The sequence below is a fragment of the Gulosibacter hominis genome (assembly GCF_904842695.1).
Lineage (GTDB): Bacteria > Actinomycetota > Actinomycetes > Actinomycetales > Microbacteriaceae > Gulosibacter > Gulosibacter hominis.
In genome coordinates this window covers 11,247-27,018 of sequence record NZ_CAJGWQ010000007.1, presented here as the reverse complement: position 1 = coordinate 27,018, position 15,772 = coordinate 11,247, and the positions used below count along the sequence as shown (strand labels likewise).

At 63.6% G+C, this 15,772-nt stretch carries 9 protein-coding genes; 4 read left to right on the top strand and 5 right to left on the bottom strand.

Features of this window, described 5'->3' with window-relative positions; all coding sequences use genetic code 11:
• Nucleotides 1–82: 82 nt before the first annotated feature.
• Entirely contained in the window at nt 83–616 is a 534-nt protein-coding gene (locus tag JMV54_RS06015) for a hypothetical protein (protein WP_201518022.1), read from the bottom strand.
• 164 nt (nt 617–780) lie between these two features.
• Between JMV54_RS06015 and JMV54_RS06010 the strand changes: the two genes are divergently transcribed.
• From JMV54_RS06010 to JMV54_RS06000, 3 genes are read left to right on the top strand one after another with little or no spacing between them, the layout of a single operon-like run.
• Nucleotides 781–2,133: an EsaB/YukD family protein gene (locus JMV54_RS06010; protein WP_201518021.1), complete on the top strand. Its 1,353-nt coding sequence runs from the start codon at nt 781–783 to the stop codon at nt 2,131–2,133.
• A 19-nt stretch (nt 2,134–2,152) separates the two neighbouring features.
• The gene (gene eccB / locus JMV54_RS06005) at nt 2,153–3,487 is read left to right on the top strand and encodes a type VII secretion protein EccB (protein ID WP_201518020.1); all 1,335 of its coding nucleotides are present in this window, start codon (nt 2,153–2,155) and stop codon (nt 3,485–3,487) included.
• 23 nt (nt 3,488–3,510) lie between these two features.
• A complete protein-coding gene (locus JMV54_RS06000; RefSeq protein ID WP_201518019.1) occupies nt 3,511–4,773 on the top strand; it encodes a S8 family serine peptidase in 1,263 nt (420 codons plus the stop codon).
• A 9-nt stretch (nt 4,774–4,782) separates the two neighbouring features.
• On the opposite strand, the gene JMV54_RS05995 is transcribed toward JMV54_RS06000, so the two are convergent.
• From JMV54_RS05995 to JMV54_RS05980, 4 genes are read right to left on the bottom strand one after another with little or no spacing between them, the layout of a single operon-like run.
• The gene (locus tag JMV54_RS05995; RefSeq protein WP_201518018.1) at nt 4,783–6,051 is read right to left on the bottom strand and encodes an FHA domain-containing protein; all 1,269 of its coding nucleotides are present in this window, start codon (nt 6,049–6,051) and stop codon (nt 4,783–4,785) included.
• Nucleotides 6,052–6,063: 12 nt separating this feature from the next.
• Nucleotides 6,064–6,852 carry a hypothetical protein gene (locus JMV54_RS05990; RefSeq protein WP_201518017.1) on the bottom strand — a complete coding sequence of 263 codons (789 nt, stop codon included), beginning with the start codon at nt 6,850–6,852 and terminating at the stop codon, nt 6,064–6,066.
• A 27-nt stretch (nt 6,853–6,879) separates the two neighbouring features.
• A complete protein-coding gene (locus JMV54_RS05985; protein ID WP_201518016.1) occupies nt 6,880–8,469 on the bottom strand; it encodes a hypothetical protein in 1,590 nt (529 codons plus the stop codon).
• A gap of 33 nt (nt 8,470–8,502) precedes the next feature.
• Complete coding sequence (locus JMV54_RS05980) at nt 8,503–9,264, bottom strand: hypothetical protein (RefSeq protein ID WP_201518015.1); 762 nt, start codon at nt 9,262–9,264, stop codon at nt 8,503–8,505.
• Between the two features lie 403 nt (nt 9,265–9,667).
• Here JMV54_RS05980 and JMV54_RS05975 point away from each other — a divergent pair, with 403 nt between their 5' ends.
• A complete protein-coding gene (locus JMV54_RS05975; protein ID WP_201518014.1) occupies nt 9,668–15,745 on the top strand; it encodes an Ig-like domain-containing protein in 6,078 nt (2,025 codons plus the stop codon).
• Nucleotides 15,746–15,772: the final 27 nt, after the last annotated feature.

Sequence of the window (15,772 nt, the reverse complement as noted above, 5' to 3'; positions counted from 1 at the left end):
TGTACCGGCCGCGGAGCGGGGCCGTTCAATCGTTGCGTGGTGAGGATAGCCCTCGGGCGAGCGGCTGAGATCTTGAGAGACCCTAGATCTTAAAAGTAGACGGATCGGCGCCCTCGGGGAGTGCCACGCCACAGGGACTGTCCACTCTGATCATCACCTTTGGTGCGTCAACATCAATCGATTTGATGGACACGACGTAACCAGCGTTGTTTTCGAAGATGAAGCTGTTGGGTTGTGGACCGGCGGGTGTGTCGAGCTCTTCCCATCCGTCGTCGCGGAGACGTTTTTCGAGGAGCTGGACCGTAGCCGTAGCGTCTGTTCCTTCGACTAAGAAGATGGCTGCAAGATCGAAGTAGCCATATTCGTCTTGTCCGCAGGCTGTCGGAGCCCTTTTCTCTTCGCTCGGGCCGAGCAGTCCGTCTTCGGCCCATTTGTCTTTGGGAATCTCCGCCGCGAGCATTTCGATAATGCGAGTTGATTCACGTTTGGCCTCTTCAATGGTTAGCGGCACCGGGGATCCATCTCTGGAATCGGTTCCTTCTTCTGATGATGCTGCGCAAGCGGTCAGTACTAACGAGAGCACGCTCACGATGGCGAAGACGAATGATCGTTGCATATCCACTCCGTAAGGGGCCTGGCGACACTGGTAGGCATCGTTCAGCATGCTACTTGCCGTGCGGCTGTGTTTTTGGTTGAAGGCCGCGCGCCACCGCGGCAACAGGTTGGCTACCGAGTTGCGATAGGGTGCATCTGTTTCGCACAAGAGTGGAGACGGAGAAAATGTCGTCAACGAGTTCGGCGCGCGCGGCCACCACGGTTCCACTGACGTTCGCCCACGAAGAGACGACGTTCGACCTTGCCGTTCCGCTACACCTACCGCTGGCCGAAGTGGTGCCCGTGGTCATCGACGAAATGGGTTTGCTCACCCCGCAGGCCGCCTCCTCCGGGTTTCGTCTGCGTAACGACCACGGCAGCGATATCCCGCTCGACCAGACCCCGATGGATGCGGGACTGGTAGCCGGTGACGTTGTGACCGTCGAGCCGATTGGCTCGGGTGAACTCGACCAGCGCTATGACGACCTCGTTGAGGCGCTCGCGTCGGTCGTCGAATCTGACAGCACCGCCTGGACCCCGCAGCACTCGCTACACACCTCGGTTGCCGCCGCGGTGGCGCTGTGGTCGGTGCTGGCTGCGGTGCTGTGGTCAACAGCCGGGCTGCTCGCGCTCACGGCCGGCCTCGGCTCGGCGGTGCTCGCGATCGCCGCATCGGTGGTGCTCACCCGCATGCAGCAACACGTCAGCGCCGTGGTCGTGTATTGCATCGGCACACTCATGGCTGCCGTCGGTGTGGCCGGACAGTTCACCGAAATGGGGATGCGGCTGGTCGCTGGCGGCGGCACCGGAATTGTGCTCGGGATGCTTGGCCTCGCCCTGCTGCGACCGTTCGCCGGGCGCGGCAAACAGTTCCCCGAACTCGCCGCTATGGCCGGGCCGATCTATGCCGGCATGATGGCGCTGTGGAGCGGCAGCGCACTCGCATTTTTGGATCAGACGCCCATGTTTGCGGCGCTCACCACGATTGCCGTCACGGGGCTGACGGTGCTGATGGCGCCGTGGATCGCACTGGCACAGACGCCCATCCGCAGCTACATCCCGCGCACCGACGAGGAGCGTGCCGCCGACACCCAGGTGCACTTTGAATCGGTGGTGCGCAAACACGAGGCATTCGGGCGCGTGCTCGCGATCACGCTGCGTATTTCGGGCGGGTTGGTGCTGCTGGCCGCCACGCCGTTTGTGATTGACGGTTCCATCCCAGCGCTGGTGGTGGTGGGCGCTGTCGGTGTTGCGCTGCTGTTGAGCACCCGACAGCAATATGACCGCAACGAAGTGCTGATTGGCATTATTTCGGGTTCGCTGGTGCTGGTTGAAGCGACCCTGCTGCTGGCGCGCGCCTTCCCGCATCTGGCCGAATGGGTGGTGTGGTTCATCATCGCGGTGGCCGCGCTCGTGCTGGCACTCGGTGCACTACGACGCCTGGCGCCGCCGCTGGTGGCGCGCTGGTCAGACAGCCTTTCGGTGATCGCGCTGCTGGTGATCGTGCCGGCAACCGCAATTCAGCTCGGGTTTGTGTAGGGCGCGCGGGTAGGAACACGTGGCAAGCAGCAAAGATATTCTCGACGCCCAGCGGTTCAACAAGCGTCGGCTCGTCTCGGCATTCACATCGGGCACCCCCGGCGGGCGCGAAATCGAACTGAAATCTCCCATCGGCCCGCTCATCGTCGGCGTCATCCTCACCATCATCATCCTGGTGGCCGCATGGATTTGGGGACGGTTCGCACCCGCGCTGCCAAACGACTGGCAAAACGGGATGCTCGTCACCGAAAAAGATACGGGCGCGCGCTACTACTCGATCGACGGCAAACTGCATCCGATTCGCAACACCACGAGCGCCCGGCTGTTGTCACAGTCGGGAGATCTGTCGCGCACCTCAGTTGAGGCGAGCGCACTGGCCGGAATTCCTCGGGGTCCTGAAGTGGGCATCACGGGCGCGCCCGACACCGTGCCAACAACAGCCCAATTGCAAAATGACGGCTGGCTGGCCTGCCCGGTTGCAGACGGAGCCGAGGTGCAGATTGGTGGCGACCCGCAGTATTCCACCAGTGCCACCGGCGCGCTCGTGCAGCACGGCGAAGACATTTATCTGCTGGCTGAGGGCCGGCGCTATCTCATCGATCCCGAAGAGGTCACCGCGGTTCGGCTGGCGTTCGGTTGGGAGGGCGTGGAACCGGTCGAGGTGGGTTCGGCGTGGCTCGACCTGTTCGACGAGGGCACCGTGCTGCGGCCGTGGCAGTTCGACAATGCCGGTGCTAGCGCCGGAAACCTGCGCGGCCCACTCGCCGATGCCAAACTCGGCACCGTGGTGGAAGTGCCCGACGGTCAGGGAATTCGCCAATATTTGATCACCGGCGACCGTGAACTGGTGCCGCTGACGCCGGTGGAATACCGCCTGTATCTTGTGGGCGGCGGCGCCCAGTATGGCAACCCGATTCGCGCTTCGCTCGCGGATATTGCCGATCTGACGAGCCATGAGCGTCGCCTCGGCCCCGGCGATTGGCCGGTGGCCGTGCCCGAGATGCCGGTGGCGGGGGCGGCTCCGTGTGCGCTCCTCACCTCGCGCGGCGGCAAAGTGTTCACCACTGTGGTGCAGGCTGCGCCTCCCGAGGCGGCAGGGGTGGAGGTCGAGGGCGGCACCGGTGCGCTCGTGCGCATCACCTCGGGCGGTACGCTCGGTGCCGTGTACCTCGTGGGCGACAGCGGCAAGGCATACGGTATTGAGGGCCCGGCCGATGAGGTGGTCACCTGGTTTGGCTACCAGCCCGGCGATATCACCAATATTCCGGCGGCCTGGCTGCAACTGCTGCCCGCGGGCCCGGTGCTCTCAGCCGAGGCCGCTTGGGCGACGGTGCCGCAGGACGGGGCAGAGTAGTGCTGCGGCGACGCGCTTTATCGGTGGCCGCAGCGCTGCTGATCACCTCGCTCAGTGCCGGTGCATCGCTGCCGGCCCCCGTGCATCCGCTGCCGGATGATGCGCTCGCGAACGTCACCGCTGACGCCAACGGTGGTGAGCTCGCACCCGACACCTGTGAGCGTGGCAACCCGCAGTACCTGCCCGACACCCCGCAGGCGTATGAGCTGCTCGGGCTCGACCGGGCCAAAGAACTCGCCACCGGCAAGGGCGTACTGGTCGCCGTTGTCGATTCGGGTGTGGATGCACGCAATGCGCACCTCGGCTCGGTGGTGCGGGCCGGCCATGATTTTGCGGCGTCGGGGGATGGGCGTACCGATATTGAGGGGCACGGCACCGCGGTTGCCGGCATCATTGCCGCGCAGCCCGTGGAGGGATCCGGGCTGATCGGTGTGGCTCACGACGCCGAGATTTTGCCGGTGCGCGTGTACGAGGCCAGCGAAAAGCAACAATCGGGGCAGGAGCCGGTGCCCCCAAACCTGCCGATGACCAGTAGCGGCATTCGCTGGGCCGCCGATAACGGCGCCAAAATCATTGCCGTGGCGCTTTCATCCGCAAGTGATGACCCGGAGCTTGCCGCCGCAGTGCAATATGCAACCGACCGCGGGGCACTCGTGGTTGCCAGCGCCGGCAACCGTCAGACCGCGGCCGAAAACGAACGCGGCGATAGCATCCGCTACCCGGCCGGATACGACCAGGTGCTTTCGGTGACCTCGATTAGCGACCAGGGCGAACCCACGGATGCCGCGATTCACGGGGTGCACGTGGGAGTTGCGGCTCCCGGACAGAATGTGCCGGTGAGCTGGTTCAACGATGGCGACTGTCGAGTTTCACCCGACTATCCATCCACGAGTTTCGCAACCGGTTATGCGGCCGGTGTTGCCGCACTGGTGGCGTCGGCGCATCCCGATGAGGGACCGGCGATGTGGAAGTGGCGGCTCGAGTCGACGGCCCTGCGTGCCAGCCCGAGCGATCGTGAAGATCTGCTCGGTTGGGGAGTGTTGGCCCCTTACGACGCGCTCACCGTCACCCCGGATGCGCAGCGTCCGGGACCGCTGCTTCCGGGTGGGCAGCGCACTGCTCCGCCGGCGCAGGCTGGGCAGCTGCCGCCCCGCCCCGAAGACGACCCGGTGGCGGTGCGGGCTGCTGTCGGCACTGTGGTCACCGGTGCCGGTGCGCTCGGTGGTGCGCTGCTGTGGCTGCGTGCCCGGCGGCAGCAGGCGGCGCCAAAGACGGTTCGGCGCTAGCGGATGCGGCTAGTCGATCCAGAAGGTGGCGCCGTCACCAAGGTCGATAATGTCGCCGTGCGCGATAGGCACCGTCACCATTGGGCTGAGCTGCTCTGGGATGCTGCCGCCGCGCAGCACCCGGGTGCCGTTGGCCGAGCCGAGATCCCACACCAGCACGCTGCCGTGTTCGTAGGTGACCACACAGTGCGAGCGTGAGATTTCGTCGTTGGGTGAGGGCACCACGATCAGTCGCGCATTTTGCGGTTCGGGTGCGCGGTCGACGCTCGGTTTGCGGCCGATGACCTGCGGGTATTCAAGCGGCACGGTGTGGCCGTGGTTTGAGATGAGGCGCGGGATGAACGAGGGTTCGTCAGCCGCTTCGGACGCGGGAGGTTGCGGGGCTGCGTGCCGCGGTGGATTCGAGCTCTGCTCGGGCGCTGGCGATGCGGCCGCCTGCGCTGCCGCGATTTGTGCGGCTGCCGAACCTGGCACATAGCGTGCATCGGGTTCTGGTGCCGCGGCCGGAGCGGGAGGGTGCGGCTCCTCGGGTGCGGCTGGCGGCGCAAAATCCCGGGATGCATCCGGTTCGGGATGCGCGGGCAGCGGCGGGAGTGGTGGCAGCTCGGGCAGCTCGGCCGGGACCTCGGGAGCTTCTGATGCGAGCGAGGATGCTTCGGGTTCCGGCTGCGCGGCCGGCTGCGGCGCTGGCTGCGGCGCTGGTTGTGGGTCTGGTTGCAGGGTTGGTTGGGGATCAAGGATGGTGTCGTCGTCGACCTCGGAGAGTGATTCATCTGGCAGTGATTCATCTGGCCGTGATTCAAAGGTGGCGACCTCGCCAAACCAGGCTTCACTGCAGGGGGAGGTGCCGCCCGCGCTCACGAATTCGTCGCTGATCTCATCGGCTGCGTCCTGCGCCTCGAGTGCGATGCGCCAGCCGTGAATTGCCAACAATTTGCCACCTGACCAGCCACTGAGCTGGTCGGGGTTGGTGGGCAGCTCGGGCAGCTCGCTGAGCGATCCCCGCCCGGTGGCGACCACCACGCGCGCCTTGCCGCGCAGCATAAAGCTGGTGTCTTCGGGGGTTACCAGCACCGCGGCTGCCGAAGCGTCGGGATCGGTGGCGCAAATTTCATCCAGTAGCTGCCGGGCCGATTGGCCCGAGAGCAATCCGCGCAGCAGCTGCTGGCCCGAGTCGGCAAGACTCGGGCTCAGCAGTATCTGCGCCCCCGCAGCAACGATCAGTGTGCCCGGTCCGGGACGGTACGAAATGCCGAGGGGTGGATGTTGTGCGCTCACAGTTTCTGGATGCTATCCCACCTGGGCGAGCGGCAGCCAAGACCCGGATGGGAAGTACTGCTGTGCGCTCAACATGGCGTCCTTGATCTGCTGTGTTTCGGCCTTCATGGTGTTTGAAAGATCCATGAGGTTTTGAATAACACCCATCACTTCGGTGATGAGGCCCGGAATCGCCACCGCCGCCTCGACGACAGCGGCCGGAATACCGACGATGGTGCCGGTAGCCGTCGCCACCGCCACGATGGTCGTGATGATGGTTGCGATCAGCCCGCCGATGCTGATGTAGAGCGCCTGACCTTTTTGTGACAGATCATTGAGTCGGTCGCCGTGGCTGCTGGCCGTTTCGCTGGCGAAGCTGGCGGCCTGCGAATAGGTGGCGGAGACTTTTTGATATTGGGTTGCTGCCTGCCCGGTCCAGTCGCCATTGCCCGGCGCGCGCAGCCCCTGCGGGCCGACACCAGCCGAGATCTCCCGGTAGTTGTCGGAGATGCTGTACCAGCGGTCGGCGTAGCTCGGCAGAATCCATGGCATAAAGATGCCGCGCATGATTTCAACCAGCTTGCTCACCAGCTCCTGGAGCTTGTTCACCAGATCGACGAACTTTTGGATCGCATCCATGATCTTCTGCAGCATGCCGCCGATGGGGGTTGAGCCGAAGATCGAGTTGATGAGCTGGAATCCCTTTGACATCCAACTCTTCACTGTGCTGAGGACACCGTTGAGGCGGCCCAGTACGTCGTTGGCGTTCGGCATGATGTCGTCGCGCCGCTTAATAAGCAGGCTTGGAGTTTGCATATTCATAGCTATGAGACCTCTTTGTTTGGGTGCCTACTTGGTCCGTGTAGCGGTGCCGCCGGGGTACGCGTAGTTGGGGTCGGGGTCGACGCCGCCGAAGCCCTGAGCGCCGGCCTCGTCGGTTGATTCGAGGTTGTCGACGAACTCTTCGATTGCATCGATGACGTTCTGGAACTCGTTGCGGCCGGTGTTTGAAACATTTTCAAAAAGTTCCGCGAGCTCGTTGTTGATGTCGCGGATGGGGGTAAAGATGCCGGCTTCGGCGCCGTTCAGGACGCACTGGGCGGCGAGCTCTGCCGAGTTTGAAAGCAGCTCGAGCAGCGGTTCCCAAGCGGCGGTTTCACCGCTGACCTGTTCAGGACGAGCCTGGGTCTTGGGTTCGCCGGGGGTGCCAGGGCCGTTCGGGCAGCCTGGGGTGCCGGGTTCGTTGTTCGGAGCGCCGGTCGGGCCACCGGTGGGACCGCCCGTCGGGCCGCCGGTAGGGCCGCCGGTAGGGCCACCTGTTGGGCCGCCACTGGGTCCGCCGGTGGGTGCGCCAGTCGGGCCACCGGTGGGTGCTGTCGGTGCGCCGGTGGGTGCGGGTGCGCTGGGCCCGCCGGGCATACCGGGAGCGCTCGGCATCCCGGGCATCTCGGGGCCACCAGGCGCGGCCGAGTCGCAGTCAGCGCCATCCGGCATGGGGGTCGCGGCGGGCGCTCCAGCAGGGTTGGCCGAGATGGTTTTGTCTTTGACGCTGTCGAGGTAGGCCTGCAGCTCGGGCGGGACGGTGTCATTGGGGTCGATCGAGATGATGGTGTTGCCGTTGTCGTCAACGAACACCTGCGGTTCGGTTGCGCCCGCCGGCTGTGCGGTGGGCAACGAAGAGCCGCTCGGCATGGCACCGTAACCGGGCATCCCGCCAGGCATGGCCCCGTAGCCGGGCATGCCGGCGGGCATCGCACCGTAACCGGGCATTGCGCCGTAGCCCGGCATGCCGCCCATGCCGGGGAACGCTCCCGAACCGAATCCGTAGCCGGGCATCATCGGGAAGGCGCCAAAATCACCGGGCATACCGCCGGCCGGAGGCATCGGGTAGTCGCTCAGTGAAAAATCGATATCCGAGCGGTCCATGCCGCCGTCCGTATCGGTGCCGGCGTCTTTGTCGTCTGGCTCGGCGCTGATGGTCTTGTCTTTGACGCTGTCGAGGTAGGCCTGTAGCTCGGGTGGGACGGTGTCGTCGGGGTCGATCGAGATGATGGTGTTGCCGTTGTCGTCAACGAACACCTGCGGTTCGGTGTCGGCATCGACCTCATCCTGCTTGGGCTCACCACCGACCACGGTCTTGTTGGCGATTCCTTCGGTTGTTCCGGCAGCTGGGGCGGCCCCACCGGCTCCAGCGCCACCGCCGCCACCGGCGGCTCCGGCTCCGGCGCCATCACCGGCTCCTGGCACTTTGCCGTCGACGCTCATCGTGGCGCCCGAGTTCACATCGTGCGACTCGGCCGGAACGCCGGTGGTTGGCGGCAGACCGATCTCGGCATCAACTGACTGGTTTTGTTCTGATGCGGTACCACCCGGAGCCACAGCTCCGGGTGCCCCGGCAGCGGGTGCTGCTGCGGCGCGGCGGTTTTGCTCTTGCGACATGTCGTTAGGCTCCTTACAACCTGACTGCTGGGGCTACTTGTTCGGGTTTTGCACCGACGAGAGCAGCAGCTGTGCTGCTGCCAGCGACCGTGCCGAAAACGCGTCGAGTTTGGCCTTCGTGGTCTGCTCGCCGGTTGGTTCGTCTTCGCTGGGGTTGTTGTGGTCGTACACGGCCTGTGCAAGCGCCGCATTCAGTTGCACGTTGGTAGCACGTTCGATGAACGCTGGGGAAACTTGAATCGTGCCGAGCATTCCCGAGACGGCAATGATCTGCACCGGATTTTCGAGATCTGGTTCGGCGAATGCCTGCGAATCGATCTCGGCGAATGCCTCATCGGTGACGTCGGGCAGGCGCTCGAGCATGTTGATGATGGTTTCGGCCGGGTCGTTGATTTCACCGGGAGCCGCCGCCGGGCCGCTGTCGAGGGCGGCCTGCACATCCGCGTCGGTGATCTCATCGAGCGCTTCGGGGTGCTCCTCGAGATAGTCGCGGGCCTGCAGCTGACGCGCCTCATCGGTGGCCTGCGCGCAGCCGGCGATTACCTGGGCGAGCTCTTCGGCGCTGTAGTAGTCGCGCCACGCGCCGTCGATCTGCACGCGCTCCGGGGCCCCCGCAGCATCCACCGACACAACAACGACCTGTTCCGGGTCGATCACCTCGGCACTACCGCCAAAGCGCTGTACGGCGATGATCTGCCGGATCGACTCTTGCGCCGCACGGGCCGACTCGTCGAACTCGCGCTGCAATTGCGCCATTTCCGACATCATCTTTTCGAAATCAATGTTGTCGTTCATGCTGTTCCTGTCTCTCCGCTTCTTTCGAGGCGAGCACGATGTATTGAGGGCGAAACCGTTCGAAAGCTGTGCTCTCGCAATGCTTCGACGCGATACCGCTGTGAATCGCCAGACAGGGTAAAACATTGAATACCGAGGAGAGTTTCCCTAGATGATTCCGGCTGTTAACTTTTGGCCGCCGCGGCGCATGACCGCACAAAGAGCGGCATCATCAAAACGGTTGTCGAACGGAGCTCACGCCACCGAAGCGCACTGAATAGCAACTGTTCGTTCATCTCGGGCGTCACCTATGACTGCTAATTTGAGCGCTTGTGCGCGCAACGCACAAAGTTTGTCGGCCGTCACCTGGGGAGTTTTGACAGTGGTTGCTCAATCGTTCACGCGACTGCGCAACTTCATCGCTATGGCAACACAGCCACTCACCCGACGGTTTCGCGCGACGGCTGCGCAACAACGCAATCGTTGGCAAAAGCGCGCTCCGATCGCGGCAGGATTGGTCGGCGCACTCACGATCGGTGGTTTCGCATTCGCCAACCCCGGCATCCCCGAAGCCCGCGTTGACCTCAACGAGGGCGGCGTGTGGGTAACCAACGGCGATGCCGGGCTAATCGGACACCTCAACTATCCCGCTCGCACACTGGAATCGTGGCTGCAGGTCGAGGCGAGTGACTTCAACATCACGCAGGCCGAGCGGGATGTGCTGCTCGACGACCAAACATCGAACTCGGTTGCGGCAATTGACATTGCCAATACCGCCTTGGGCACCGCGAACACACCAGACTTTGAATTTCGCACCGCGCAGGGCACCAACGAGTCGGTGCTGCTCAACGTTGAAACCGGCCAATTGTGGGCGGCACCAGTGGCAGAACTCGGATCGACACAGCTGAACTCACAGACCGCTCTGCCTGCCACCTCGAGCGGCGGTGTTGTTGCCGGTGGTGTTGATGGCACCCTCTACGCAGCCTCCGCTCAAGACCAGACCATTGTGCGAATCGCCCGCGAGGGCATCGGATATGTTGTCGAAACTGAACGCGTCGAGGCACTGACACCCGGCCACGACATCCAGCTCACCGTGGTCGGTGACAAACCGGTGGTGTTCGACACGACCGCCGGCACGGTCATCCTGCCGAACGGTCGCACCGCCGAATTGCCGAGTGCACAAGTCGAAGTGCAACTGCCCGGCCCCGAACACGATGAAGTAGTGGTCGCCGATGCCACATCGCTCTACCGCATCAATCTCAACAATGGCGATACTGCATCCATGGTGCCGAGCGAGCAACAAACCGGCACCGCCGCGCGCCCCGCAGTGGTCGGCGGCTGCGCCTACGGAGCCTGGTCGAGCAGCGGCAATTTTTTGCGCTGGTGCGATGACGAAAGCCGCACCAAAAACCAGCGCGTCGAAACTCTCGCCGCAGCGGAACAGCCCGAGTTTCGAGTCAACCGCAATGTGATCGTGCTGAACGACATCGGCAAGGGATCGGTGTGGCTGCCCGACGACAACATGGTGCTCATCGACAACTGGGACGAGATCGAAAATGAACTCAACCAGCAGGAGGAGCAGGAAGACTCGCCACAGCTCAACGATGAGGTGGCCGAACCCGACCGCAAAGCAGAAAATAAACCGCCGATCGCGCAGGATGACGAGTTTGGTGTGCGTCCCGGATCGAGCGCACAGCTGCCGGTGCTGATGAACGACTCTGACCCCGATGGCGACCTGCTCACCGCATCCGTCACCGAACAACCCGCTGCGGTGCGGGTGCAGCAATCGCGCGGTGGTGCAGCGCTACAGGTGTCGGTGCCGGCGGATGCATCGGGCGAGCACACCTTCACCTATCAGGCTGCGGATGGTCGCGGTGGTACGGCAGCGGCAAAAGTAAAACTGACCGTGAGGCCATTCAACGAAAATGCCGCCCCCGAACAGCGGCGGGTGCCAAACGTGGTGGTCGCAGCCGGTGCCACGGTTGAATACAACGTGACTCCCGACTGGGTAGATCCCGACGGTGACATGTTTTATCTCGAGGCGGTCAAAGCACCCGAGCAGCTGCAGGTGCAGTTCCGCGAGGACGGCAACCTCTCAATTACCGAGCTGAGCGGCAAACCGGGCACCCACGAGGTGACCGTGGTCATGTCAGACGGGCAGGCAACCCGTGAGGGGCGTGTCAACGTTGAGGTGCGGCCAGCGCAGAACGTGCCACCGGTCGCCCACGGCGACTTCGTGGTGGTACGCGAACACGCCACCACCACCGTTGCGCCGCTCGACAACGATGTTGACCCCAACGGCGACCGGCTTTCGCTCGTGTCAATCTCAGCCGCGCCACCCGGAACCTCGGTGCAGCCGTCGCTCGAGACCGGCACCTTTGATTTTTCAGCCTCGGCGAAGGGAAGCTACTACCTGAGCTATGTCGTCACCGACGGGCCCTCATCCACCACCGGTGTGATTCGTATCGATGTGGTGTCGGCAGACAGCGACGCACCTCCGGTGGCACAGGATGATCTGGCGCTGTTGCCGGCCGGTGGCTCGACGCTCGTGGCCCCGCTCAATAATGACTTTGATCCGGGCGGTGGTGTGCTCGTCGTGCAATCGGTATCGGTGCCCGACGGCAGCCCCGTGGTGGTGTCGCTCGTTGATCACCATCTGCTGCGCGTGAAATCGAGCGCAACCCTCACCGGCCCCGTTTCGGTGCGCTACACGGTGTCGAACGGGCAAGACACGGCCACCGCTGAAGTGCATGTGGTGCCGACGAGCGACCGCGACATTAGCGTGCCACCCGAACCCGAGAACGATCGCCTGCGGGTGCGCGTTGGTGATGTGGGAGCGGTGGATGTGCTGAGCAATGACCGCTCTGTGAACGGGCTGCGGCTTCGAGTTGATCCGGAGCTGATACACGATATTCCCGAAACCGCTGGGCAGGCTTTTGTCACCGGCAGTGAGGTGCGATTTCATGCCGGGATGGAAGCCGGTAGCTATCGGCTGACATATAACGCGGTGGATGAGGTCGGGAACTTTGCTTCGGCATCGGTGCTGATCGAGGTGGTCGCCGATGACCTGGCCGCGAACTCGGCCCCGCAACCACGCGATCTAACCGCCTGGTCGGTTGCCGGCGGCGCCACGCGCATCCCGGTGCCGCTGACGGGTATTGACCCCGATGGCGATTCGGTATCACTGGTCGGGGTGCAGCAGGTGCCGTCGATGGGCACTGTCACCGTGGGAGCAGGCTGGTTCAACTACACGCCCAATGAGGGGGCTGCCGGCACCGATAGTTTCACCTACATCGTCGAAGACCGCTTCGGTAAGCAGGCCATCGCGCGAGTGCGGGTGGGGGTGGCGCCGCCAACCACGGTGAATCAGCCCCCGGTGGCGGTGGAAGACAGCGTGCGGGTGCGTCCTTCGCGGTCGATCAGTGTGGATGTGCTGGCCAACGACAGCGATCCTGACGGTGACTCGATCGCAATCCTTCCCGAGCAGCTGGATGTGGTTGGGGTTGACCCCGAACATGTGACGGCGACCGAGCGATTCATTCGCCTCGAAACCCCGCCTGAGGAGGCCACGATCACGGTCGGCTACCGGGTCACTGATGGCCGCGGCGGCGAAAGCTATGCGCGCCTCACCGTGCATGTCACACCGGATGCGCCACTGCGCGCGCCGGAGCCACGGGACGATGTTGTCACGCAAAAAGAAGTGGATGCGGCCGAGCGCGGGGTCGTGCGGGTTTCGGTGCTCGATAACGACATCGACCCCGATGGTGACCGGAACGAACTCGAGCTGTTCACCACGGCTGAAGACGTAGAGGTACAGGGAGACCGGCTTATCATCCCGGTGGCCGAGCAGCGTCGTCTCGTCGTGTATGGCGTGCGGGATGCTGACGGGCTTGAGGGGTACGCCGTGGTGACCGTTCCCGGTACCGGGGTGGAACGCCCTCGCATCAACGAGGCCCTGGTGCCCATGACCATGCGCGCCGGCGAGACCCTCGAAATTGATCTCAAGCGCGTGGTTACGGTTCGTCCGGGGCGTGAAGCCTCGATTCCCGACCCCACAACCGTGCGCGCCGGGCGCGGTTTGACGGTCGCTGAGGTAGCCACCGGTGCCGACAAACTGCGGGTGACCGCCGCTACCGACTTCAACGGCAATTCGGTGGTGTCGTTTGAGGTTGCTGACGGCAATCTTGACTCTGACCGGGGCGCGCGAACTGCAACGCTGAGCGTGCCGATCGTGGTCACCGCCGAGCAGAACAAACCACCCGAGATGCGGCCATCCCCAATTTCTGTGGCGGCCGCCGAGGGCCCAACCGTGGCGAATGTGTGTCAGATGACCACCGACCCGGACGGCACCCCGAGCGAAGACCTCGAGTACCGATTGGGCACCTACCCCAAGACCCTGCGGGTGGGGCTTGACGGCTGCAAACTTTCGGTAGAGCTTGCCGGCCCGCAGCCAGCCGGACCGCTCGGCGCGATCGAGATCAAGGTGGATGACGGACACGGCGCTGTATCGGCCTCGATCCCGGTGACCGCCATCGCCTCGAACCGCCCGGTCATCCAGGTGTCTGATGTGGTGATCAATACGGGCCAGCCCGGCAAGACCGAAACTATTGACCTCAATCGGTACCTGATTAACCCGTTCCCCGATAAGCCGATTACCGTGATCGGCTCGCCAACGATCACGCGCGGTCAGGGCACGGTGGATGTGCAGGGAACAACCATGAGCGTGACGCCGAGTAAAGACATGCTCGGTACCTTCACGATTCGCTACACCGTGGGGGATGCCACCGGCGATCCCTCGCGGCAGGTCACCGGCGTGGTGCGGGTGACGGTACGGGATAAACCACAACCGCCGAAGAACATCAGTGCCGAAGTGGTGGGCCCCGGAAGTGCGCTCGTAAAGTTCACCGCTGGCGATAGCAACGGCGCACCAATTACCGAGTTTCGAGTCACCTCACGATCGGGGGTGAGTGCCTCGTGCGCCGCCAGTGAGTGCCTCGTTACCGGGCTGCAAAATGGCAGCACGCACGAGTTCAAGGTCACCGCCGTCAACGAGGTAGGTGAATCCGAGGCTTCGGGATGGTCGGCTCCGGTGCTCGTGGATGTGCAGCCGGGGCGTCCGGCACCTCCGCAATTGAAGCCGCGCGACGGTGCTATTGATGTGCGGGTGTTGCCGACCGAGTCGCTCGGATCGCCGGTGAAAGAGTATGTCGTTACCCTGCATCCGGGTGAACAAAAGCTGCGCATCCCGGCAAACGGAACGCTCGAAGGAACGTTCCGCAACCTCAATAATGGTGTCGCGTATCAGGCCTCGGTGCAGGCCTTCAATTCGTCGGATAAGCCCTCGGAGTCGTCCGATCTGAGCGCTCAGGCAATTCCATTCGGCAAACCCGGTCGCGTCAGCAACCTGAGCACGACTGTCGTGGAAACCGGCTCGCACCGCGCGAAAATCAAGGTCGCTTGGAATTACGGCGACGGTAATGGCCGCGATGTGACCGGCGCGCATCTGGTGTTTGGTAACGGGCAGTCGTTTGATGTGCGAGCACCAAAAAGTGAGGCCACTATTGAAGCGCCGCTCGGGGTGCCGTTCTGGGTCGAGGTGCAGCAGGTGACCGAGTATGGCGGCTCGGATCCGCTGCGCTCGAAAGAAATCACGCCCTATGCCAAGCCGCCGAAACCGAACGCGCCGCAGGTTGAGACGAGTGGTCCACAGAAGGTCGTGGTTACCGGAGGTTCGGCAAACCCTGGCGGCGGGTTTGACGGTGCCCGGCTCAAATTGCAGCTCTTCGACCCGGCTCGCCAGCAGTGGGTTGAATATAACGGCCACCGTCACGAACTCAGCGGCTTTGAAATTGGTCGTCCCGCCGAGGTGCAGATGCGGTCATATGCCAGAGAGGGCGCTGAGATCTACGAGTCTCAGACCGTCACCGCAACTTCGTCAACGAATGTGTATGGTAAGCCGAACCCGCCGACGGTTGAGGTGTCGGTCACCGCTACCAGCGTTGACTTTACCGTCGATCTGCAATCGGGTGCCAACGGGATGCCGGTGACGGTCTCTTACCGAAGCCTAGGCAGGGGTAAAACCAAGACAGATTTGAATAGCAGCACACTGACCGAGCCGGCCAAGCCAGGGGAGACTGTAGAAATGCAATTCCGCTCCTGTGACGACCAAAACAATTGCTCCGAATGGCAGACCTACTCGGGAACGGTGCCGCCAAAATACGAGTTTGAGCTCGCCCCGTGCCCGGATGGCGCCGACTCCACCCAGCCCACCGAAACCGCTGCCGCGCCCGAACCGTGTAGCGAAATCAAGGTCAGCTACGCCGATGTCACCGCCAAGCCTCTCCGGGTGAGTTGCACGTTCACCGACCCCGTTTACGGGCGGCAGGAGGCGAACAAACTGCGGCGGGATCACCTCAACGAAAAGACCGGCCTCAAGACCTCGTACACCAGTGTGGAGCAACTGCACTCGGCGGTGAGCCGGGGCGACTTTAGCTGTTCATAAACGCGGCGCCCGCCCACACGGCACCGC